Source organism: Solibacillus sp. NPDC093137, from assembly GCF_050280445.1.
Lineage (GTDB): Bacteria > Bacillota > Bacilli > Bacillales_A > Planococcaceae > Solibacillus > Solibacillus isronensis_B.
In genome coordinates this window covers 1,632,034-1,652,721 of record NZ_JBNNVH010000001.1, presented here as the reverse complement: position 1 = coordinate 1,652,721, position 20,688 = coordinate 1,632,034, and the positions used below count along the sequence as shown (strand labels likewise).

Annotated in this window: 20 protein-coding genes; 15 read left to right on the top strand and 5 right to left on the bottom strand. The window is 39.0% G+C overall.

Annotated features, from left to right (window positions below):
• Positions 1 to 74 precede the first annotated feature (74 nt).
• From dnaG to ACQKN3_RS08485, 7 genes are all read left to right on the top strand, one after another.
• On the top strand, positions 75 to 1,904 hold the full coding sequence (gene dnaG / locus ACQKN3_RS08515) for a DNA primase (protein ID WP_427710774.1): 1,830 nt from the start codon (positions 75 to 77) through the stop codon (positions 1,902 to 1,904).
• A 30-nt stretch (positions 1,905 to 1,934) separates the two neighbouring features.
• Positions 1,935 to 3,062 carry an RNA polymerase sigma factor RpoD gene (rpoD, locus tag ACQKN3_RS08510; protein WP_339175709.1) on the top strand — a complete coding sequence of 376 codons (1,128 nt, stop codon included), beginning with the start codon at positions 1,935 to 1,937 and terminating at the stop codon, positions 3,060 to 3,062.
• A 171-nt stretch (positions 3,063 to 3,233) separates the two neighbouring features.
• Positions 3,234 to 3,788 (top strand): hypothetical protein, encoded by a 555-nt coding sequence (locus ACQKN3_RS08505; RefSeq protein WP_251689084.1) that lies wholly within the window; start codon positions 3,234 to 3,236, stop codon positions 3,786 to 3,788.
• Positions 3,789 to 3,975: 187 nt separating this feature from the next.
• Positions 3,976 to 5,112, top strand: coding sequence for an acyl-CoA dehydrogenase family protein (locus tag ACQKN3_RS08500; protein ID WP_427710771.1), 1,137 nt, complete (start codon positions 3,976 to 3,978; stop codon positions 5,110 to 5,112).
• 150 nt (positions 5,113 to 5,262) lie between these two features.
• Positions 5,263 to 5,601, top strand: coding sequence for a c-type cytochrome (locus tag ACQKN3_RS08495; RefSeq protein WP_427710769.1), 339 nt, complete (start codon positions 5,263 to 5,265; stop codon positions 5,599 to 5,601).
• 126 nt (positions 5,602 to 5,727) lie between these two features.
• On the top strand, positions 5,728 to 6,423 hold the full coding sequence (locus tag ACQKN3_RS08490; RefSeq protein ID WP_079525636.1) for a tRNA (adenine(22)-N(1))-methyltransferase: 696 nt from the start codon (positions 5,728 to 5,730) through the stop codon (positions 6,421 to 6,423).
• Complete coding sequence (locus tag ACQKN3_RS08485) at positions 6,420 to 7,541, top strand: Nif3-like dinuclear metal center hexameric protein (RefSeq protein ID WP_427710767.1); 1,122 nt, start codon at positions 6,420 to 6,422, stop codon at positions 7,539 to 7,541. The genes ACQKN3_RS08490 and ACQKN3_RS08485 overlap by 4 nt, the downstream gene beginning before the upstream one ends.
• 83 nt (positions 7,542 to 7,624) lie before the next feature.
• Here ACQKN3_RS08485 and dctA read toward each other — a convergent pair whose 3' ends face one another.
• Positions 7,625 to 8,878 (bottom strand): C4-dicarboxylate transporter DctA, encoded by a 1,254-nt coding sequence (gene dctA, locus ACQKN3_RS08480; RefSeq protein WP_342575383.1) that lies wholly within the window; start codon positions 8,876 to 8,878, stop codon positions 7,625 to 7,627.
• 253 nt (positions 8,879 to 9,131) lie between these two features.
• Positions 9,132 to 10,187, bottom strand: a complete 1,056-nt coding sequence (locus ACQKN3_RS08475) for a DctP family TRAP transporter solute-binding subunit (RefSeq protein WP_427710764.1) — start codon at positions 10,185 to 10,187, stop codon at positions 9,132 to 9,134.
• Positions 10,188 to 10,292: 105 nt separating this feature from the next.
• On the opposite strand from ACQKN3_RS08475, the gene ACQKN3_RS08470 reads away from it, so the two are divergent.
• Both ACQKN3_RS08470 and ACQKN3_RS08465 read left to right on the top strand, forming a co-directional pair.
• On the top strand, positions 10,293 to 11,885 hold the full coding sequence (locus ACQKN3_RS08470) for an ATP-binding protein (RefSeq protein ID WP_427711645.1): 1,593 nt from the start codon (positions 10,293 to 10,295) through the stop codon (positions 11,883 to 11,885).
• Positions 11,886 to 11,900: 15 nt separating this feature from the next.
• On the top strand, positions 11,901 to 12,605 hold the full coding sequence (locus tag ACQKN3_RS08465; RefSeq protein WP_353056558.1) for a response regulator: 705 nt from the start codon (positions 11,901 to 11,903) through the stop codon (positions 12,603 to 12,605).
• Positions 12,606 to 12,667: 62 nt separating this feature from the next.
• Here the strand turns inward: ACQKN3_RS08465 and ACQKN3_RS08460 are convergent, their stop codons facing one another.
• Positions 12,668 to 13,636 carry a 4-hydroxy-3-methylbut-2-enyl diphosphate reductase gene (locus ACQKN3_RS08460; RefSeq protein WP_251689072.1) on the bottom strand — a complete coding sequence of 323 codons (969 nt, stop codon included), beginning with the start codon at positions 13,634 to 13,636 and terminating at the stop codon, positions 12,668 to 12,670.
• A 196-nt stretch (positions 13,637 to 13,832) separates the two neighbouring features.
• Here ACQKN3_RS08460 and ACQKN3_RS08455 point away from each other — a divergent pair, with 196 nt between their 5' ends.
• Positions 13,833 to 14,111: a DUF1450 domain-containing protein gene (locus ACQKN3_RS08455; RefSeq protein ID WP_427710762.1), complete on the top strand. Its 279-nt coding sequence runs from the start codon at positions 13,833 to 13,835 to the stop codon at positions 14,109 to 14,111.
• A gap of 118 nt (positions 14,112 to 14,229) precedes the next feature.
• A complete protein-coding gene (locus ACQKN3_RS08450) occupies positions 14,230 to 15,102 on the top strand; it encodes an SDR family oxidoreductase (RefSeq protein ID WP_427710760.1) in 873 nt (290 codons plus the stop codon).
• Between the two features lie 137 nt (positions 15,103 to 15,239).
• Here ACQKN3_RS08450 and vrrA read toward each other — a convergent pair whose 3' ends face one another.
• A complete protein-coding gene (vrrA, locus tag ACQKN3_RS08445; protein WP_427710758.1) occupies positions 15,240 to 15,764 on the bottom strand; it encodes a VrrA/YqfQ family protein in 525 nt (174 codons plus the stop codon).
• Positions 15,765 to 15,922: 158 nt separating this feature from the next.
• On the opposite strand from vrrA, the gene ACQKN3_RS08440 reads away from it, so the two are divergent.
• The 4 genes from ACQKN3_RS08440 to ACQKN3_RS08425 all read left to right on the top strand — a co-directional run bounded on the left by ACQKN3_RS08440 (position 15,923) and on the right by ACQKN3_RS08425 (position 20,381).
• The gene (locus tag ACQKN3_RS08440) at positions 15,923 to 17,233 is read left to right on the top strand and encodes a DEAD/DEAH box helicase (protein ID WP_251689064.1); all 1,311 of its coding nucleotides are present in this window, start codon (positions 15,923 to 15,925) and stop codon (positions 17,231 to 17,233) included.
• A gap of 69 nt (positions 17,234 to 17,302) precedes the next feature.
• The gene (locus tag ACQKN3_RS08435) at positions 17,303 to 18,190 is read left to right on the top strand and encodes a deoxyribonuclease IV (protein WP_427710756.1); all 888 of its coding nucleotides are present in this window, start codon (positions 17,303 to 17,305) and stop codon (positions 18,188 to 18,190) included.
• 126 nt (positions 18,191 to 18,316) lie between these two features.
• Positions 18,317 to 19,735 (top strand): D-alanyl-D-alanine carboxypeptidase/D-alanyl-D-alanine endopeptidase, encoded by a 1,419-nt coding sequence (dacB, locus tag ACQKN3_RS08430; protein WP_427710754.1) that lies wholly within the window; start codon positions 18,317 to 18,319, stop codon positions 19,733 to 19,735.
• 13 nt (positions 19,736 to 19,748) lie between these two features.
• Positions 19,749 to 20,381: a pyroglutamyl-peptidase I gene (locus ACQKN3_RS08425; RefSeq protein ID WP_427710752.1), complete on the top strand. Its 633-nt coding sequence runs from the start codon at positions 19,749 to 19,751 to the stop codon at positions 20,379 to 20,381.
• Between the two features lie 73 nt (positions 20,382 to 20,454).
• Here ACQKN3_RS08425 and ACQKN3_RS08420 read toward each other — a convergent pair whose 3' ends face one another.
• Positions 20,455 to 20,688: an isopropylmalate synthase gene (locus ACQKN3_RS08420; protein ID WP_251689056.1), complete on the bottom strand. Its 234-nt coding sequence runs from the start codon at positions 20,686 to 20,688 to the stop codon at positions 20,455 to 20,457.

The following is a 20,688-nucleotide window of genomic DNA, read 5'->3' as shown; positions in this document are numbered from 1 at the left end:
AATTTGTATAAGAAATTTTGTCGTATTTTAGAGGATATTTGTAATTTATCTCGAATACTGTAGATGGTGATAATGTGGCTGGAAAAATACCCGAACATGTGATTGAACAAATTCGCTCGCAGTCCGATATAGTCGATGTCATTAGCGATTATATGCAGTTAACGAAAAGAGGGCGCAACTATTTTGGATTATGTCCATTTCATGGTGAGCAAACACCCTCTTTTTCCGTATCCAGCGATAAACAGATATTTCACTGTTTTGGCTGTGGGGCAGGAGGAAACGCCATTACCTTTGTAATGGATATGGAACATCTGTCGTTTCCGGATGCACTCATTAAACTAAGTCAACGTGCGGGAATCCCGCTTGAAATGGAATTGTCGACCGATCAATCGATGTCGAATTCACCCATTTCAAAAAAAGAGCAGCAAATGCGAGAGGCTCATACGTTTGCAGTGGAGTTTTATCATCATATTTTAATGAATACAGAAGATGGCGAACCTGCATTAAATTATTTGCTTGAAAGAGGATTTACACGTGAGCAAATCGAAACACATCAGATAGGATGGGCGTTACCGAATTGGGACACGCTATCAATCTTACTTGAGCGAAAAGGTTATGATCCTGAAGAAATGGCCGAAAGCGGTCTGATCATTCGTAAAGATAGTGACGACAGCTACTTTGACCGTTTCCGGGGACGTATTATGTTTCCGATCCGAGATGAAAATGGAAAAACAATTGCATTTTCAGGAAGGATTTTAAATTCCGATGGCGAAGATGCTAAGTACTTAAATAGTCCTGAAACGCCGATCTTCCATAAAAGTCAAGTACTTTATAATTTGGATAAGGCGCGGGCATCTATCCGTAAATCAAGACAAGTAATTTTAATGGAAGGCTTTATTGATGTTTTAGCAGCTAATCAAGCAGGTATATACAATGCTGTAGCAACGATGGGTACGTCTCTTACGCCCCAGCATATTACAAAGCTCAAACGCTTAGTTCAGCAAATTACGATTTGCTATGATGGTGATAATGCTGGATTTGAGGCTGCCAAGCGTGCTGCACAAATGCTTCATCAAGAACAGATTAAAGTTGAGGTCGCTGTTTTACCAGATAAACTTGATCCGGACGAATACATTCGTACACACGGACAAGAGGCATTTAAAAATCAAATAATAGAAAAGCCGCACGCTTATATTGCATTTATGATGATGCATGCGAAACGCGGCAAAAATTTTCAATTTGAAAATGACACACTTCAATACATTCAAGAAGTTCTGGAAACATTAAAAAATAATACTTCTCCAACTGAACGTGATTTATACATTCGTCAATTGGCAAATGAAACAAATATTTCCCAAGAGGCGATCAGTACCCAATTAAGAAAAATGGTCGCAGATAATGTAAAAGAGCAGAAACGCGATCAGAAAATGGTGGAAGAACCAACACCTCTACTCCAAAGGGAGCGGAAAAAAGATGCAACAGACCGTGCGGAAAGTATACTTTTAGCCCATATGTTGCATGATGTAAATATTGTGAATAAAGTTCTCAGAGAGGGAAATAACGAACCTTTCATTCATGAGGAATATTTATCCGTATTTGTTCGTTTAATTGGTTTTTATGAAGAATATGAAATGGCTGATTTCCATCGATTCGTCGAAGTGTTGGATGATCATGATTTAAGAAAAATTGTGATGGATGCTGCGTTACTTGAACGTGACCCTGATAATGGTGAAGCGGAAATAATAGATTGTTTAAAGCAAATCGAAAAACGCCGATTAGAACTAAAGATTGAACAATTAAAGCACGATCAAAAAGAAGCAGAAAAAATGCATGAGCATAGACGAGCACTTGAGATTGCCCAACAAATAATTAACTTAAATAGAAAGATAAAAATGGGCGTTTAACGCGATTTGTTTTTAGAAGGAGGAAGGTTTATGGCGGACAAGTCAAAACATTCAAAAGATACGGTAGTAAACGGGGTTTCATTAGAGCAGGTAAAAAAGCAACTTTTAGCTAAAGCAAAACAGGTTGGCGAAATGTCAATGAAGGAAATCTCTGAAACATTAGCATTTTTTGAACTGGAGAATGAAGAGATTTTCAACTTTGCCGATGAAATCGAAAAAAATGATGTAACAGTTGAAGGAAAAGAAGAATTTGAAGAAGAAGCATTATCTAAGCAAGAATCAAGCGAAGAAGCTTTCGACTTAAATGATTTAAGTGTTCCTCCTGGCGTTAAAATTAATGACCCGGTACGTATGTATTTAAAAGAAATCGGACGCGTGGATTTACTTTCTGCAGACCAGGAAATCCGTTTAGCGGAACGTATCGAACAAGGTGACGAAGAAGCACGTAAACGTCTGGCCGAAGCTAACTTACGTCTTGTAGTTTCGATTGCAAAACGCTATGTAGGCCGTGGAATGCTGTTCCTGGATCTTATTCAGGAAGGAAACATGGGTCTGATCAAAGCGGTTGAAAAATTCGACCACCGTAAAGGGTTCAAGTTCTCGACTTATGCAACTTGGTGGATTCGTCAAGCAATTACACGTGCGATTGCCGACCAGGCACGTACTATCCGTATTCCGGTACACATGGTTGAAACAATCAACAAATTAATTCGAGTGCAACGTCAGCTTCTTCAGGATTTAGGTCGTGAACCTTCTCCGGAGGAAATTGGGGAGGAAATGGATTTAACACCTGAAAAAGTTCGTGAAATTCTAAAAATTGCCCAAGAGCCTGTATCATTGGAAACACCAATTGGGGAAGAAGATGATTCGCATTTAGGTGATTTCATTGAAGACTCGGAAGCACAATCTCCTTCTGATCACGCAGCATATGAGTTATTGAAGGAGCAGTTGGAAGACGTGCTGGATACATTAACAGACCGTGAAGAAAACGTATTGCGTTTACGTTTCGGTTTAGATGATGGCCGTACGCGCACTTTGGAAGAAGTAGGTAAAGTGTTTGGCGTTACACGTGAACGTATTCGTCAAATCGAGGCGAAAGCATTACGTAAACTGCGTCATCCATCTCGCTCAAAACGCTTAAAAGATTTCTTAGAATAAGCTAAACAGGGAAAAGATGAAGGAGTATATTACTCTTCATCTTTTTTTGTGTAACTATAGCAGGTAATTACTATTTTCCGAGAATAATGGTATTGCTTTTTACCGATGTTGTTCATGCAAGAATTATTTACAATATGATAGAGCATATAAATCCAGATTTGGAGCGAAATGATGTCAAATCCTAAAAAACAAATAATTATGAATGAAATTACGTTCTGGAAACAAAATAAAATGTTACCAGAACATTATTGCGACTTTTTGATGACCCTTTATTCGGAAGGAAACCATCAAGAAGAGATTGCAGGGAAATCCAAAAATGCCGTCATAAATGTCGAAAAACGCAGAAACCGCAATGTATCGATGTTTTTCCCGATCATTGCAATGGTTATTTTATTGCTGCTGTTTACCATGCAGTTCGAATGGGTTGTCATTGCAGTTGCCGCGGTATTTGCAGCAGGCTCTCTGATCGGGGCTATCTATTTTGCAAAAAGAAATCATCTAATGGCAGTGATGTTGCAGCTGGCGACCGCTTTATCCATTTTAGGTGTGACATTGAAAGTGAGTACAACGTATTTCGCCGGCAACAATGAAATGCTTTATATCATCCTTATTGTAAACTGTGTCTTTTGGCTGTTAAGCGGCATCATGCTGAAGATTATTTATTTTACGATTTCAGGCATTCTTGGTTTGATTGCCATCATTAGTGCATGGATTTATTTTCTATAGGAAGTTCAAATCATACATATACCTAATACTATTCTTTGAAGCTATGCGGAAGTTTTGGAACTTCTATGCATAGCTTTTTTGTGTCTTTTTTACAAAATACTCTGCAAAATACATATATTTTCTGTAAAAATACATATTTTTAGATTACAATAGAGTTGAAGTGAAATAGGCTGAGAGGATGAATGGTATGCATTTTGATTTAACAACAGAGCAAGCGATGTTACAAAAGATGATACGTGAGTTTTCGGATGAAGTAGTGGCACCAGGAGCGGTCGAGCGTGATAAAACGAAAGCCTTCCCAGTAGAAATTTTTAAAGAACTTTCCAATATGGGGATTATGGGTCTGCCGTTTCCTGAACAATATGGCGGGGCGGGTGCAGATACAATCAGCTTTGCAATTGTTACAGAAGAGTTGAGCCGTACATGTGCTTCGACAGGAATTACATATTCGGCTCATATTTCATTAGGCGGTGCGCCATTGCATTTATTCGGTACGGAGGCGCAGAAGGAAAAATACTTAACGCCGATCTGTACGGGTGAATCATTCGGTGCATTCGGTTTAACAGAGCCTAATGCCGGTTCTGATGCAGGCGGTACAGAAACGACCGCTGTGTTGGATAATGGAGAATTTGTCATTAACGGGTCGAAAGTTTTTATTACAAATGCAAGTTATGCCAAACATTTAGCGTTAACAGCAATCACAAATCGGGATGGAAACAAAAAAGAAATTAGCGCCATTATTGTCCCAACTGATGCAAAAGGATTTACGATCAAGTCGGAATACGAAAAGATGGGCTTAAATGCTTCGAATACAACAGAATTGATTTTAGAAAATGTACAGGTGCCGGAAGAAAACTTGCTTGGGGTCCGGGGAAATGGCTTTAAACAGTTTTTAACGACGCTGGATGGCGGCCGGATCGGTATTGCGGCAATGGCTGTCGGAATCGCACAGGGCGCATTAAATAAAGCGGTTCAATATGCAAAAGAACGCAAGCAATTCGGAAAGGCACTGGCGGAGTTTCAGGCAACACAGTTTAAATTGGCTGATATGGAGGTAAAAATACAATTAGCGCGGACATTTGTATATAAAGCGGCATGGCTGAAAGATCAGGGGCGTCCATTCGGAAAAGAAGCTGCTATCGCAAAATACTATGCTTCCGAGATGGCAATGGAAGTTTGCGATGAAGCAATTCAAATTCATGGCGGCTACGGTTATATGAAAGAATATGAAGTAGAGCGCTTTTTACGTGATGCGAAATTGTTGGAAATCGGTGAAGGAACGTCTGAAGTACAGAAAATGGTAATTGCAAGACATATATTATGATAGAAATTGTAAATTGGTAAAATTGTTACAAAGCTAGTAAAACTTGTTCATTAAGTCTTTCAGTTTTCTATAGAATCAAGTACAATTAATATTGTTTACTAGGCAAAAGTCTAGCATGAAATAGAATATTTAATGAGGGAGGGGAACGCAATGAGAAACAATCCACTTATTCCTTACGTACTTATCATGGCATTCGGTATCGGACTAATTTTCTTCATGTCATTTGAGGGTGCAGCTGATAAAAACAGTGCGGACGGCGAACATTCAGGGGAAACTGCTGAATTAAATGGTGAAGATATTGCTCAAAAGAACTGTATTTCGTGCCACGGTGGTGATTTAACTGGTGGTGGAGGTCCTTCAATCGTTGGATTAGATGCTGAGCATATTAAAGATTACGCATTAAATGGTTCGGAAAACGGCATGATGCCACCAATTCTTAAAAATGAAGCGGAAGCAGATGCAGTAGCTGAATATATTTCAGGTTTATAATGAATAGCCAAGTGCAGAAATGGAGTGATCCTGTTCTGCACTTTTTTGTATTCTGGAAAGAGACGTTTATGTAAAAGTTCTATATAATAGGGGTAGTTTGTGATATAGAAAAGAGGATATATAAATATGAACGCACAAAAACTTTCAAAACGACTTGAAACGGTCGCTTCATTTGTTCCGACAGGAGCCATTGTAGCGGATATCGGAAGTGACCATGCCTATTTACCATGTTATTTAGTGCATAAAGGAATTGCTGCGCGTGCAGTAGCAGGAGAGGTTGTAAAAGGACCTTATGAATCAGCCGTAAAACAAGTTCGCACTGAAGGCTTAACAGATAAAATTACAGTACGCATGGCAGATGGGCTGGCTGCTGTTGAAGAAGCGGATGAAATTACAGCTGTTACAATTGCAGGGATGGGCGGACCACTAATTGTGTCCATATTAGAAAAACATCCACAAGCTTTAAAAACGGTAACACGTTTAATTTTACAGCCGAATATTCATGCAAAAGCGATCCGTGAATGGGCAATGGCAAATGGCTGGGCAATCCAGGATGAGGTCATTTTAGAAGAGGACGGAAAAATTTACGAAGTCCTTGTATTACAGCGCGGGGAAATGAAATTAAACGAAGCGCAAACATTGCTTGGGCCAAAGCTGATGGAAACGAAAGTACCTGTTTTCATTGAAAAATGGTCACGTGAAATCGCAAATTGGCAACGTGTTCAACAAGCGATTTCAGAAGCGGAAAAAACACCTGAAAATCAGGAAAAGTATGAACAACTTACACATTACATTAAAATGGTACAGGAGGCGATTGCGTGAAATCCGTAAATGGCAACGAGATTATCCAACTATTTGAATCATGGTCACCTAAAAAATATGCATGCATGCCGAATGACCCGATCGGATTGGCCATTGGTACATTAAATAAACCGATTTCAAAAGTGCTTGTAACACTGGACGTGACAAATGAAGTCGTTGATGAGGCGATCGACAACGGCTGTGAGCTTATTATTGCACATCATCCGCCTATTTTCATGAAGCTCTCGAACTTACGTACAGATAATCCGAAAGGGGCACTGTATGAAAAGTGCCTGAAAAATGATATTGCAGTCTATGCAGCGCATACGAATCTTGACGTAGCACCGGGCGGAGTCAATGATTTACTGGCAGATGCACTAAAACTGGAAGATCGTAAAATTCTGGAGGTTACCTTCGAAGAAAAAATGATGAAGCTAGCCGTATTCGTTCCTGTCGATGATGCAGATGCTTTGCGTGATGTACTGGCTAAAGCCGGAGCGGGTCGTTTAGGCCACTATGAGGCGTGCAGCTATACATTGCAAGGTAAAGGCCGTTTCCGTGCTACAGAAGGAGCAGACCCGGCTGTAGGGGAAATCGGTGAGCTTCACATCGAGGAAGAGGAAAAGGTGGAAGTCGTGTTCCCGAGATCGATGAAAAATAAAATATTAAAAGCTATGCTAAACAACCACCCGTACGAAGAGCCTGCATATGATCTGTTTACGATGGATGTTGACACGAATGAACAAGGACTTGGCCGAATCGGTAAGTTAAAACAACCGATGACATTACGGGAATTTGCTGAATTTGTGAAAGTGCAGCTGGACGTGCCTTGTCTGCGCGCAGTTGGACCTTTGGATCGTATTGTCCAGAAGGTTGCAGTTGTCGGAGGAGACGGCAATAAATATATTCGCACTGCAAAATATGCAGGGGCGGATGTATTTGTAACAGGAGATATCGGCTTCCATATGGCACAGGATGCAGAAGTGGATGGCTTAAGCATTATTGATCCGGGCCATCATGTTGAAAAGGTCATGATTAAAGGAGTTACAGAAAAAATGACTTCTTTATGTGCGGATCAAAAATTACTTGTTGAATTTATACAGTCAAAAATCAATACAGAACCATTCCAGTTTATTTAATATGAACAACAAAAAGCCCATTTTTCTCGAGTGAGAGAAAAATGGGCTTTTACTTAAGAGTTTTCGTCTTATTATTGAAATTTCTAGTTACGTACAGGAATTGCCTTTGCAGCCATTTCCTCGTCAAAGTCATTTTCCGATTTTGCCACTACGACACATGCTACACCATTACCAATAATGTTTGTTACTGCACGAGCTTCAGACATGAAACGGTCAACGCCGATTAATAATGCAATTCCTTCAAGTGGTACCATCGGGAATGCAGCCAATGTTGCAGCTAATGTAATGAATCCCGAACCCGTTACACCGGCAGCCCCTTTTGAAGTAATCATTAATACCCCAAGAAGTGTGATAATTTCTAACCAAGATAAATCAACACCATATGCTTGTGCGATGAATAATGCTGCCATCGATAAGTAAATAGATGTTCCGTCCAAGTTAAAGGAATACCCGGTAGGTACTACTAAACCTACTACTTGCTTCCCGCAACCGTAGTTTTCTAACTTTCGCATCATAGCCGGTAAAGCCGATTCAGAAGAAGATGTACCGATTACGATAAAAATTTCTTCTTTAATATAGGCAATGAAGCGGAAAATGTTGAAGTTAAAGTATTTCGCAATTAAGCCAAGCACGACTACAACAAACAGGAACATAGTAATATATACTGCGGCCATTAAAAGACCAAGGGATTTTAAAGAACCTAAACCGAAATTACCAATTGTGTAAGCCATTGCACCGAACGCACCGATAGGAGAGAATTTCATTACAATCCCAACGATTTTGAAGAAAATTTCAGAAACTTGTTCAAAAAATGTTATTACAGGACGTGTTTTTTCGCCTAAAGATGCTGCAGCTATACCGAATAGTACAGCAGCAAATAAAGTTGGAAGTAAAGCTCCTTCAGCTAATGCACCGACAAAGTTTTCAGGAATAATTTCGTAAATGAACCCGCTTAATCCAGCTTCACTATTTTCTTCAGCAGCAGTTGTATATTTCGAAATATCCGTTTCTCCCGCTTTAGATGTATCGATTCCAGCACCTGCATTTATGACAACAGCTACCATAATACCAATTGCAAGAGCGATTGTTGATACAATTTCGAAGTAAAGTAATGCTTTACCACCGATTTTACCAACCTTTTTCATATCACCCATGCCACCAATACCAATAACAACCGTTAAGAAGATAATTGGAGCGATTAACATTTTAATTAATTTAATAAATAAGTCAGCTAAAATTTTAAGGCTTGCGCCGAATTCTGGCCAAAATGCACCGACGATAACGCCAAGAATGATGGCGATAATTACTTGGACTGTTAGATTCTTTAGTAATTTCAATTTCGCTTCCCCCTCTGATTTATCTATGATAACGTTTACATTTGCAATAATAACGTAGGATTATTCGGAATATTTATTTTGTTGATAAAAAACATATCGTTCATTTTGGTCAATTTTTACTGCAATGATCTGAAATATTGATATAGCAAGGGTTTGCTTTGTTATAATACTGTTATAAGACTTGAAGTTTTTGTACTATAACAAAAAGAAAAACTACTTATTTTCATAAGTAGTCGAATATTGTTTATTTTGTTCAATTGTTTATATCCTGAATTTCTTCACGAAGCTGTGTCAGGAAATCTTTATTACTTATTTTTTCATAGGAGCTATAAATAGGCTGTAATGCTTCCATCCATTGTTTACGTTGCTGTTCTGAAATAGTATAAAACTGAATATTCTCGTCTGCTTTTAGCTGCTGGTAGTTTTCTGCATTTAATGCGACTGCCTGATCATGTTGCCAGCGCTGCATTTCGTCAAGTGAATCTTGAATTATTTTTTGCTGGTCGTCAGTAAGCAATTTCCAAAAATCGGCGTTCATCATTACACTGTAAGCAAGTATGCCGTGATTCGATAAGGTAATATTCGGTTGCATTGAATAATAGCCCTTTGAATATAAATTTGAAAGTGTATTTTCTTGGGCGATGATTTCGTTATTTTGAATCGCGATGTATAAATCATTGAAAGTTTTTAAAATCGGCTCTGCTTTTAATAACAAAAACTGTTCTTTTAATATATCACTTGGCATTATACGGATTTTGAGATCTTTAAACTGGTCAACCTCTAGGAGTGGTGTTGAATTGGAAGCCATCTGTTTAAAGCCGTTATGCCAGAATGTTAAACCATGTACATTAATGCTCTCTAGATCTTGCAGTAAGGATTCACTAAGTTCGCCGTGCAGTATCTCATATACTTGTTCGTCGTTTTCAAAAATAAACGGCAGGTCAAGAACTTGCCAAGAAGGGAGTGCTTCTGTCATTTTCGAAATGGAAGGTGCAATCATTTGAATATCACCTTTTTTAAGTGCTGCTAATTCGTTCTCATCATTGTACAAAATACCATTTGGATAAATTTGCACTTGTATTTTGCCGTTTGATTTCTCTTTTACAACTTCTGCAAACTTATTAACCGCAAGCCCTTTTGGTGTATTTTCAGCTACAACGTGACTAAAGTTAATTACAATTTGGTCATTAAGCCCAACTTGCTCATCGTCGTAAGGTAAATCGTTTGAATTCCACACGTCGAAACGGTAGGAGATCGTAACGATTAACAATAAAGCTGCAACGATAGCGGTTATGATATAAAGGCGCAATAGGATTCCCTCATTTACATTGAAATTTTTTGAATGTTGTAGAAAATCTCCACATACTTCGAAGTTTGTTATATTATATAGCAAAAAAGGAGGCACAAAATGAAAATGAAACAATTATCAATGAACGGAAAAATTGTGCTGCTTACCTTTTTCATTATTGCATTCTCCTTTTTCGTAGCAGGAATATTATTGTTAAGCAATCTAACACGGGAACATGAAGAAACGGTAGGTAGCCGTGCTATGCTGATTGCCCGGACCATTTCCGATTTACCGGAAATTCAAAAGCAGCTTGAAGAGCAGGATTTACAATTGGCACAAACGTTGATTACCCAAATTGTTCACGATATCAAAATTATTAATAAAGCGGAATATATTGTTGTCATGAATATGGATCGTATTAAATTATCGCATCCATCTCCGAACCAACTAGGTAAAAAAAGTAACTCATCGGATATGCATGCTGCATTTAATGAAAATTATTATATTTCAAAAGCAATTGGAGAACAAGGCAAGACAATTCGGGCATTTGTACCAATTTTAAATGAGCAAAAAAAACAGGTAGGGGTTGTCGTCGTAGGATTTGCATTGCCAACATTTTGGAATATTCTTGCTGAAAATACAAATGAAATTATTTTGGCAGTTCTATTGTCTTTCCTTTTTAGTATTTGGGGTGCACATTTATTAGGGCGGCATATAAAACGTCAAATGTTCGGTCTGGAACCAATTGAAATTGCAAAAGTGTATGTCGAGCGGACTGAAACGTTTAATGCAATGCATGAAGGAATTATTGCAGTAGATAACAATATGGTGATTACGATTTTCAATCAAAAGGCAGGCCGTATTTTAGGTGTGGGTGGTAATCCTGAAAAATATATTGGAAAAAATATTTTTGATGTACTGCCTGACACAAGGTTACCTGAAATTGTCGAGAGTGGGCTTGCTGTATATAACCAAGAAATTTACGTAAACAATCATAGTATTTTAAGTAATCGTATCCCGATTTTTGTAAAAGGTAAAACAGTCGGGGCGGTAGCAGTTTTTAAGGATTTAACGGAATTTAAACAACTTGCCGAAGAATTAACAGGCGTCAAAGCATTTGTACAAGCTTTACGTATTCAAACGCATGAGTATAAAAATAAGCTACATACAATCGCAGGACTTTTGCAGCTTGGTCATAATAAGCAGGCGCTTGATTACTTATCTCAAGTGAAAATGCAACATGATCAAGTGACGAAGTTTCTGAATGAGCGTATTTATAATGAAAATATTTCAGGTCTATTGCTTAGTAAAATAAGTCGAGGAAATGAACTCGGAATTGAAGTGACGATTGATGAGGAGAGCCAGCTGACAAGGTTTCCGGAATTATTGGACCATCATGATTTTGTATTGTTATTCGGTAATTTAATTGAGAATGCTTTTGATGCGCTTACGGTGGTAGAACGAAATCATAAAGAAGTAGTAATTTCCATTGATGATAACGATGGTATACTGGCAATTATGGTTACAGATAATGGTATCGGAATTTCAGAAGAAAATTTAGAACAGATTTTCGAAAGTGGATTTTCAACAAAGGATAATGAAAACAGGGGCATTGGTTTATATTTGGTTAATGAAATTGTGAAAAAAGGGAATGGCGCAATTGAAATATCGAGTGAAGTAAATAAAGGCACTACATTCATCCTGACATTCGAGTATTAAGAAAGGGGCTTACTAGTGAAGACCATTCAAGTATTATTAGTAGAAGATGATCCAATGGTGCGTGAAGTAAATCGGCAATTTATCGAACGGGTGGAAGGATTTAAAGTCATCGATATGGCATCAAACGGTATTAAAGGAATCGAAAAAATATTAGAGCTATTGCCGGATTTAGTTGTAATGGATATATTTATGCCGGAGCAAGATGGAATTGAAACATTGCGCCAAATTCGTCAGAAAAATATAAATGTGGATTGCATTTCGGTAACAGCGGCAAATGATGTTCAAACAATTCAGCAAATATTGCACTTAGGTGTTTTTGATTACATTATGAAGCCATTTACATTTGAAAGGATCGAGCAAACGTTAATTCATTATCGTCAATTTAAAGAGAAAATGCATGCAGCAGGCGATGTGACTCAAGCAGAGTTAGATGAAATAATCGGTCAAATGAAGGTCCAAAAGGAAGGGCAAAATCCACCCCACATGATAGCTCAAGAGCTTCCTAAAGGCTTTAACCGTGCCACAATGGATAAAGTATTGGTTTTTCTAAAACAGTCTTCAGGTGGTGCCTCAGCAGATGATGTTGCAACAGGCATCGGTGTAGCTCGTGTAACTGCGCGGCGCTATTTAGATTTTATGGAGAAAAATCATCTAATTCAGGTAGATATCCAATATGGCAGTGTTGGGAGACCGATCAATCAATATTTTATTAAGGAATAGGTAACCCCGGAATTTATTAAAAAATCATCATTCCCCTAGTGGAAATGATGATTTTTTTACGATTAGTAAGGCATAATTTTTTCAACAGGTTTTGGTGCTTTAATTTTCGGTAAAATTTTATCCAATGTTACGGAACGTACGATTTCATGTGTTGCTGGATCGTTTTTATCAAACTTCTCTAGGAATGCAATGACTTCCTTAACGATAGGTGTCGGTGTTGAAGCACCTGCAGTTACTGCTACAGTTTCAACGTTTTCAAGCCATTCAATTTGCAGCTCTGAAATATCCGAGATGCGGTAAGATGGTGTTCCGGCAATTTCTACCGATACTTGTGTTAAACGGTTCGAGTTGTTCGATTTTGGATCGCCAACAACGATTAATAAGTCGGAAGCACCGGCCTGTTCAGCAACTGCTTCTTGACGAACCTGTGTCGCAAGGCAAATTTCTTTATGCACTTCGACATGCGGGAATTTTTCTTTTAAACTATCCATCAGGAAGGCAACATCCCATTGGCTCATCGTCGTTTGGTTTGTTACGAGAATTTTTTCGTTTTCAAAAGACAGATTATCAATATCTTTCATCGATTGAACTAAGTGAACGTGATCTGGTGCAACACCGATAGCGCCTTCTGGTTCAGGATGTCCCTTTTTGCCGATATAAATAATATCGTAGCCTTCTGCTGTTTTTTCGCGGATTAAGTCATGTGTCACCGTAACGTCCGGGCATGTCGCGTCAATTGATACGAGTCCTTTACGTTTTGCGATTTCACGAATTTCAGGTGATACACCGTGTGCTGTGAAAATCACTGTGCCTTGCTCTACCTGTTCGATTATTTCTTTGCGGTTTTCGCCATCAAGCGTAATGATGCCATCTTGTTCAAAAGCATCTGTAACATGTTTATTGTGTACAATCATACCTAAAATGTAGATTGGTCTTGGTAATGTCGGATCAAGTGCGGCATTGCGTGCAATGACCATAGCGTCTACTACCCCATAGCAGTATCCACGCGGATTAATTTTTACAACTTTCATTTATACGTAACTCCTTTCAAAGCCCTGTAATTTCATTATATAGGACGTGTATGCTTTATTCAAAGTTCGCTTACTGAAATCTCTAGTAAATTCGACGGAAATGGCGCGATATATCGAAATGATAGCCCAAGTACAGAATTTTGCGAACGTTTGCTATAATAGCAGAAATAAATAAAACGTAAAGGGGGAAAATGGGATGGCGTTTTCTTTTTTTAAGAGGAATAAAACGGTAGCGTTAAAAAATCAGGTGGAGTTTTGCATGACAAATTTATCGCTCGGCTCAGCGGATGTATATGATGTGCTGTTAGAGCGCGAAGACATAGAAATAACGGAATCCGGCTGTACTTCAAACTGTGAAATTTGCGAATGTCATTTGTTTGCGATTGTAAATGGTGAACTTATTAAAGCGGAAAATACGGATAAGCTTTTACAATATGTTGAAAATGAGCTGGAAGAAAATTCAGTCTTGTTTTAAAAAGTCTTTCCGGGGAAAAACATTACATGTGTTGAAAAATAGTTTTACGTGAACGGGATAATTGAAAACTTTTCACTTAAACTTTATAACAAAATTTCAATAGAGGAGTGTTTTTTCCATGACAAACGTTGAAAATAAACAAGTTGGTGGTACACCCGCACAAACTCAGCCATCACAACCGGGAATCGAAAGTAAGATGAATCCATTACCAACACAGCCTTATGAATATACGGGAAGCGATAAGTTAAAAGGAAAAGTAGCAATTATTACAGGCGGTGATTCAGGAATTGGCCGAGCCGTTGCCATTGCCTACGCAAAAGAAGGGGCAAATCTTGTCATAAGCTATTTGGAAAAAGAGCAATCCGATGCAGAAGAAACGAAACAATTGGTTGAAAAAGAGGGCGTTCAGGCAGTTCTAGTTGAAGGAGATATCGGTGACTATGAAACAAGTAAAAAACTTGTAAAGACAGCACTTGACCATTTCCAGCAAATTAATATTGTCGTTAATAATGCTGCGGTACAATATCCTGTCGATTCATTTTTAGATATTACGGTCGAACAATGGGACAAAACATTCCGTACAAATATGGATGGTATTTTTTATTTATGTAAGGAAGCAGTTCCGCATTTGGGACAAGGAGATTCCATTATATGTACAACATCTGTCAATGCCTACCGCGGCCATTCGATTTTAATTGATTATACATCAACGAAAGGTGCGATTGTAGGCTTTGTCAGAAGTTTAGCGCAAAACATAGCCGATCAAGGGATTCGCGTAAATATGGTCGCACCAGGACCGATTTGGACACCGTTGATTCCTTCTACATTTGATGCAGAGCAAGTAGCAGAATTCGGTACAGAAACGCCATTAAAACGCCCAGGTCAGCCAAGTGAGCTTGCTGGGGCATATGTGCTGTTGGCATCCCAAGACGGAACATATATTACCGGCCAATGCATCCATGTGAATGGCGGTAGCATTATGTCTTCATAAAAGAGAGTTAAAGATTGGATTGATCGGTAAAGCATACATGGTCAACAAATAGAAAGCTACTCCATTATGCATAAGAGAGGACTCGTATTAGAAATGACGAATCTACACTCATTTGCTTGGGGTAGCTTTTTATGGTGTTATTCAAAAGGAGGCTGAAATATTTTTGGTAATGAAGGTTTTGTTGTAATTTTCTCCTGAACTGGCTCTTCTTCTCGACGATTGCCTCGCGGATTTCCTCTTTCTCTCATTTTATCTCTCTCTCTTGGTCGTTCCTGCGGCATTGAAACAGTAGAAGACTCCAGTGGGTCCGATGTATCCTTAAATCCTTTATATAAACGCCATAAAGCGGGCAGATTTTTAAACATTGGAGCTGCCTGCTGAATATAAGGTGTGAACTTTTGGGCATTATTAAATAAAGAGTTTGCTCCTGATAAAAATCCTTCGAGCTTCGGTACACCTGCTGCACCTTGCACGGGTGCTTGAGGCGGAATCGGCATTTGGTCCATAAACTGACCAGCTCCAGGAATAGAACCTATTCCGGGAATCGGACCTCCCCCTGGACTTGGGCCTCGCATCATGTATGGTGCATACATTGGAAAACGTGGTGCAACCGGCATTTGATTCATCATTCCTTGAGGTGGAAAGTAATAAGGTGGGCGCATATTAAACTCCTTTCTAAAAATCGACATGATATTTCAATTTTCTTTCATAAATTCGTCCCAACTGTTTGACGTTGAAACTATTTACCGTTATGATATGCAGATGGTCACTTAAATGTACGAATTATGGTACAATAGGAAAGATGTAAGGAGGTACGTGAATGTCAAAATATACTGATTATCAATTCAAGCCATTTTTGCAGGACGCCATTGCAAAGCTTGGATTTACAGAGCCGACACCCATTCAAAAAGAAATGATTCCACTCGTATTAAAAGGTAAGAGTGCAATCGGACAAGCTCATACAGGTACAGGAAAAACACATAGTTTTTTATTGCCAATCGTAGAGCGTATCGTAGAAGAAAAACAAGAAGTACAGGCGGTTATTACATCGCCGACACGTGAACTGGCACAACAAATTTTTGATGCGTTAAACCAGCTTGTTGAAGGAACGGAAATTTCAACAAAATTATTTATCGGTGGTACGGACAAACAACGTACAATTGACCGTTTAAAAACACAGCCGCAAATCGTTGTAGGTACACCTGGTCGTATTAAAGATTTGGTTAAAGAAAATGCATTGCTCGTTCACACTGCGCCGATTTTAGTTGTCGATGAAGCAGATCTGGCATTTGACATGGGCTTCATTGAGGATATTGACGGCTTTGCGTCGCATATGCCTGAAAAGCTTGAAATGTTCGTTTTCTCAGCGACAATTCCGGAAAAATTAAAACCATTCTTAAAGAAATACATGGATTCACCAGTCCATATTCATATGAATGACAAACGCCCGGTAGCGGAAGGTATTGATTTTGTATTAGTACCTGTTCGTTCGAAAGCACGCAATACGCGTTTACTTGAAGTGATTAAGGGAATCAATCCATTCCTTGCTGTTATTTTCTGTAACACACGTAAAAATGCAGAAGCTGTAGCAGGATTTTTAGCAGAACAAGGTATCCGTGCAGGACAAATCCACGGTGATTTAAGTCCTCGTGACCGTAAAAAAATGATGAAGCAAGTACGTGATCTTGAGTTCCAATATATCGTAGCAACAGATTTAGCTGCGCGTGGTATTGATATTCAAGGAATTTCGCATGTCATCAACTACGAAATCCCGGAAGATCTTGAGTTCTTCATTCACCGTGTTGGACGTACAGCACGTGCCGGCTCAAAAGGAACAGCGATTACGTTATACCAGCCGGAAGATGAGGATGCAGTTGTACGCATCGAAAAAATGGGAATCCCATTTGTACAAAAAGATATTAAAAATGGCGAATGGTCTGAGTTAAAAGACCGTCACCAACGTGCAAACCGTAAAGGTGAGCGTAAAGAAGATGAGATTGATGCTAAAGCCAAAGCCCTAGTACGTAAGCCGAAGAAAGTTAAACCAGGCTATAAACGTAATATGAAGTGGGAAATGGAAAAAGTGAAAAAACGCGAACGCCGTATTAAAGCGCGCCGCAACAATAGATAATTTTGCAAGGGGCTGCTTAGAAAGATATTTCTACGCAGCCTGTTTGTTTGTTAAATGGAGGAAAGTAGAATGTTATTAGGTTCACATGTTTCAATGAGCGGAAAAAAAATGCTGCTAGGTGCCAGTGAAGAAGCTTTAAGCTATGGTGCCAATACTTTTATGATCTATACAGGCGCACCTCAAAATACGCACAGAAAGCCGATTGAAGAGCTGAATATTATGAAGGGCCTGCTCCATATGAAAGAAAACGGCCTATCGAACATTGTTGTTCATGCACCTTATATTATTAATTTAGGGAATACGACAAAGCCGGAAACCTTTGAGCTTGGCGTAAACTTTTTGCAGGAAGAAATTAAACGTACCGCTGCATTGGAAGCAACTCAAATCGTGCTGCATCCGGGTGCCCATGTCGGTGCAGGCGTTGATGCGGGTATTGAGCGTATTGTAGAAGGTTTAAATGAAGTGCTGACACAGGACTACCCTGTACAGATTGCACTCGAAACAATGGCAGGCAAAGGCACTGAAATCGGTCGTACATTTGAAGAGTTGGCACGCATTATCGATGGTGTAACAAACAATGAGCGCCTGTCGATTTGTATGGACACTTGTCATATCCATGATGCCGGCTACGATATTGTCAATGACTTTGACGGTGTGTTAAATGATTTCGACAAAATTATCGGGTTGGATCGTTTAAAAGTACTGCATGTCAATGATTCGAAAAATGTGTGCGGCGCTGCGAAAGACCGTCATGAAAATATCGGTTTTGGTGAAATCGGTTTTGATGCGATGCACTATATTGTCCATCATCCACAGTTAATGCATTTACCGAAAATATTGGAAACACCATTTGTCGGTCCGGATGCTAAAAACAAAAAAGCGCCATATTTACACGAAATTGCGATGCTTCGTAATAGTGAATTCCAACCAGCATTAATTGATGCAATGCGCGAATAATAAGAATAAGAAAAACATACTTGGCACAAATTTGATGCAAAGTATGTTTTTTTGCGTTTTTTATGACTTAATTTGTTATAATGAGTTAACTGTAAATTAGCAATGTTCAAAAGGAGGAACCAGTTAATGAAAAAAATATTTCAGCTCGTCATTTTATTAGCATTATTCTTTTCATTGCCTATCCAAAGTTTCGCATCGGTCAATGGTGCGGTTACAACGCATTTAGGGAAAAGTAATGCAGCGGTGACGATACGTGACGCGGAGAGCGGGAAAATCGTTTACTCGCAAAACGGGGACAAGCTGATGCGACCAGCTTCGAATATGAAGTTAGTGTCAGGTGCTGCCGCATTGTCGATTTTAGGAGAGGACTATCGTTTTAAAACGAATTTTTATATCGACGGCATTATTGTCAACGATACGTTAAATGGAAATGTATACATAAAGGGCAGTGGCGATCCGACATTGAAAAAAGATGATTTTTTGGAGTTTGCCAAAGTATTGAAGCGCAATGGTATACGTACAATCAATGGTCACTTAATCGGTGATGATACCGCATTTTCGGGAAGTACATTACCACCGGGTGTTCTAAAGTCGGATGAGACGTATTACTTCGGTGCACGTACTTCTGCAATCACAATGTCACAAAACAATGACTTTGATGCGAGTACAGTTATCATTACTGCAAATCCTGGTAAAGTTGGGGCTAAACCGAGCTATTCGATTGAACCGAATTTAAGCGGTATGGTCATTTCCAATCAAGCAAAAACAGTAAGTAAAGGAAATCGCAATACGATATCAATCAAACGTGCCTACAACACGAACCGCATTATTATTTCCGGAAACCTTCCACAAGGGAGCAGCAAAAAGGAATGGGTAACATTGCAGGACCCGTCGAAAAATACAATGCAGGCAATTAAACAGACGCTGCAAGGAACAGGTTTAAAGTTTGTGAAGAGTTCGAAAGTAGAATTAGGGAAAGTTCCCCAAAAGGCAACATTGCTCCATACAAATGAATCACGTACGTTAGCAGCCATTTTCCCGGCATTTATGAAGCTGAGCAATAACAGTATTGCCGATATTCTTGTAAAAGCAATGGGCAAGCAGCAACTAGGGGAAGGCAGTACAAATAAAGGTGTCACTTTACTGAAGAAATACAGTGCATCAATGAATATTCCTGTGAATAACTGGCGTTTTGCAGATGGCTCGGGACTATCCAATTCAAACCGTGTAACATCAAACGGTCTTTCACAGCTTCTTTACAAAGTTCAAAAAGAACCGTATTTCGGTACATTTTTTGATTCGTTGCCAGTCGCCGGCAATAAAGATCGCATGATTGGCGGAACACTAAAAAGCCGTTTAACAAGCAGTGCGTTGCAAAATAAAATTTATGCAAAAACGGGCTATATCCCGAATGTATATACTTTATCAGGGTATATGAAAGGCCAAAGCGGAAAACAATATATTTTCTCGATTTTACTGGAAAACAAATCGAATGGCACAGTATATATTGACCGTACTATGGCAGCGCTTGTAAAGAACTTATAGAGGGGCAAAACAGATGGAGAAATTACTATTAACAGGATTTGAACCGTTTTTATCAAATCCGATAAACCCTACAATGGAAGTCGTGCAGGCACTGAACGGAAAATCTATCGGTCAGTTTGAAATTGTTGGCCGTGTATTATCTGTGGACTTTGCAAAAGCACCGGAACAGTTTATGGCACTGGTCGAAGAAGTAAAACCGACGATAATCGTTTCATTAGGATTAGCTGCAGGTATTTCGAAAATTTCTCCGGAACGGGTTGCATTGAATGTAAAAGACGGGGAAAAGGACAATGCGGGAAATGCATTTGAAGATGCACTGATTAAAGAAGATGGGGACGTTGCGTATTTGTCGACATTGCCGATTCGCAAAATTGTCAACCGCTTAAATTCTGCAGGTTATCCGACAGCCATATCGAATTCAGCCGGAACATATTTATGCAATAATATTATGTATGAAGGCTTGTACTATGCTGCTAAGAATGAAGCGATACGAGCAACAGGATTTATCCACATCCCTGCATCGTTTGAGCTGGCGATTGAGCATGGCCGAATTCCAGGCTGGTCAATGCGTGATTTGACGGCTGCCATTGAACTGGCACTCGAAGTATGTGTTGAAAACGTGGAGCTGGCAGATAAAGTGCTTTAGTTAAATTCATTATCAAATAGTAAGAAAAGCAACAGTACAACTGTTGCTTTTCTTTTTCATATTACGTAAATTTTTACAATCCGACTAGCTTCATCAATTTTTTATAGCGTTTATCCCCAAGCAGCTTATGAATTTTTTGTAAAACCTCTTTTGGAACGCCGGTAAGAGCCCAGCTTATATTGGCATGCTTCAAAATTTTTTGCAGCTTCTGAACTTCTTCAATGCTCAATTCAAGCCCCTGTTGTTTTGCAAAATCCTGCAGCTGGCTGTCATTCATTCCTTTTAAGTTATCAAACCATTGTAGCAT

Excerpts from the sequence above, each read along its gene's own strand:
- rpoD (WP_339175709.1), top strand. The coding sequence starts at position 1,935 with ATGGCGGACAAGTCAAAACATTCAAAAGATACGGTAGTAAACGGGGTT.
- ACQKN3_RS08505 (WP_251689084.1), top strand. The coding sequence starts at position 3,234 with ATGTCAAATCCTAAAAAACAAATAATTATGAATGAAATTACGTTCTGG.
- ACQKN3_RS08500 (WP_427710771.1), top strand. The coding sequence starts at position 3,976 with ATGCATTTTGATTTAACAACAGAGCAAGCGATGTTACAAAAGATGATA.
- ACQKN3_RS08495 (WP_427710769.1), top strand. The coding sequence starts at position 5,263 with ATGAGAAACAATCCACTTATTCCTTACGTACTTATCATGGCATTCGGT.
- ACQKN3_RS08490 (WP_079525636.1), top strand. The coding sequence starts at position 5,728 with ATGAACGCACAAAAACTTTCAAAACGACTTGAAACGGTCGCTTCATTT.
- ACQKN3_RS08470 (WP_427711645.1), top strand. The coding sequence starts at position 10,293 with ATGAAACAATTATCAATGAACGGAAAAATTGTGCTGCTTACCTTTTTC.
- ACQKN3_RS08460 (WP_251689072.1), bottom strand. The coding sequence starts at position 13,636 with ATGAAAGTTGTAAAAATTAATCCGCGTGGATACTGCTATGGGGTAGTA.
- ACQKN3_RS08455 (WP_427710762.1), top strand. The coding sequence starts at position 13,833 with ATGGCGTTTTCTTTTTTTAAGAGGAATAAAACGGTAGCGTTAAAAAAT.
- ACQKN3_RS08450 (WP_427710760.1), top strand. The coding sequence starts at position 14,230 with ATGACAAACGTTGAAAATAAACAAGTTGGTGGTACACCCGCACAAACT.
- vrrA (WP_427710758.1), bottom strand. The coding sequence starts at position 15,764 with ATGCGCCCACCTTATTACTTTCCACCTCAAGGAATGATGAATCAAATG.
- ACQKN3_RS08440 (WP_251689064.1), top strand. The coding sequence starts at position 15,923 with ATGTCAAAATATACTGATTATCAATTCAAGCCATTTTTGCAGGACGCC.
- ACQKN3_RS08435 (WP_427710756.1), top strand. The coding sequence starts at position 17,303 with ATGTTATTAGGTTCACATGTTTCAATGAGCGGAAAAAAAATGCTGCTA.
- dacB (WP_427710754.1), top strand. The coding sequence starts at position 18,317 with ATGAAAAAAATATTTCAGCTCGTCATTTTATTAGCATTATTCTTTTCA.
- ACQKN3_RS08425 (WP_427710752.1), top strand. The coding sequence starts at position 19,749 with ATGGAGAAATTACTATTAACAGGATTTGAACCGTTTTTATCAAATCCG.
- ACQKN3_RS08420 (WP_251689056.1), bottom strand. The coding sequence starts at position 20,688 with ATGCTACAATGGTTTGATAACTTAAAAGGAATGAATGACAGCCAGCTG.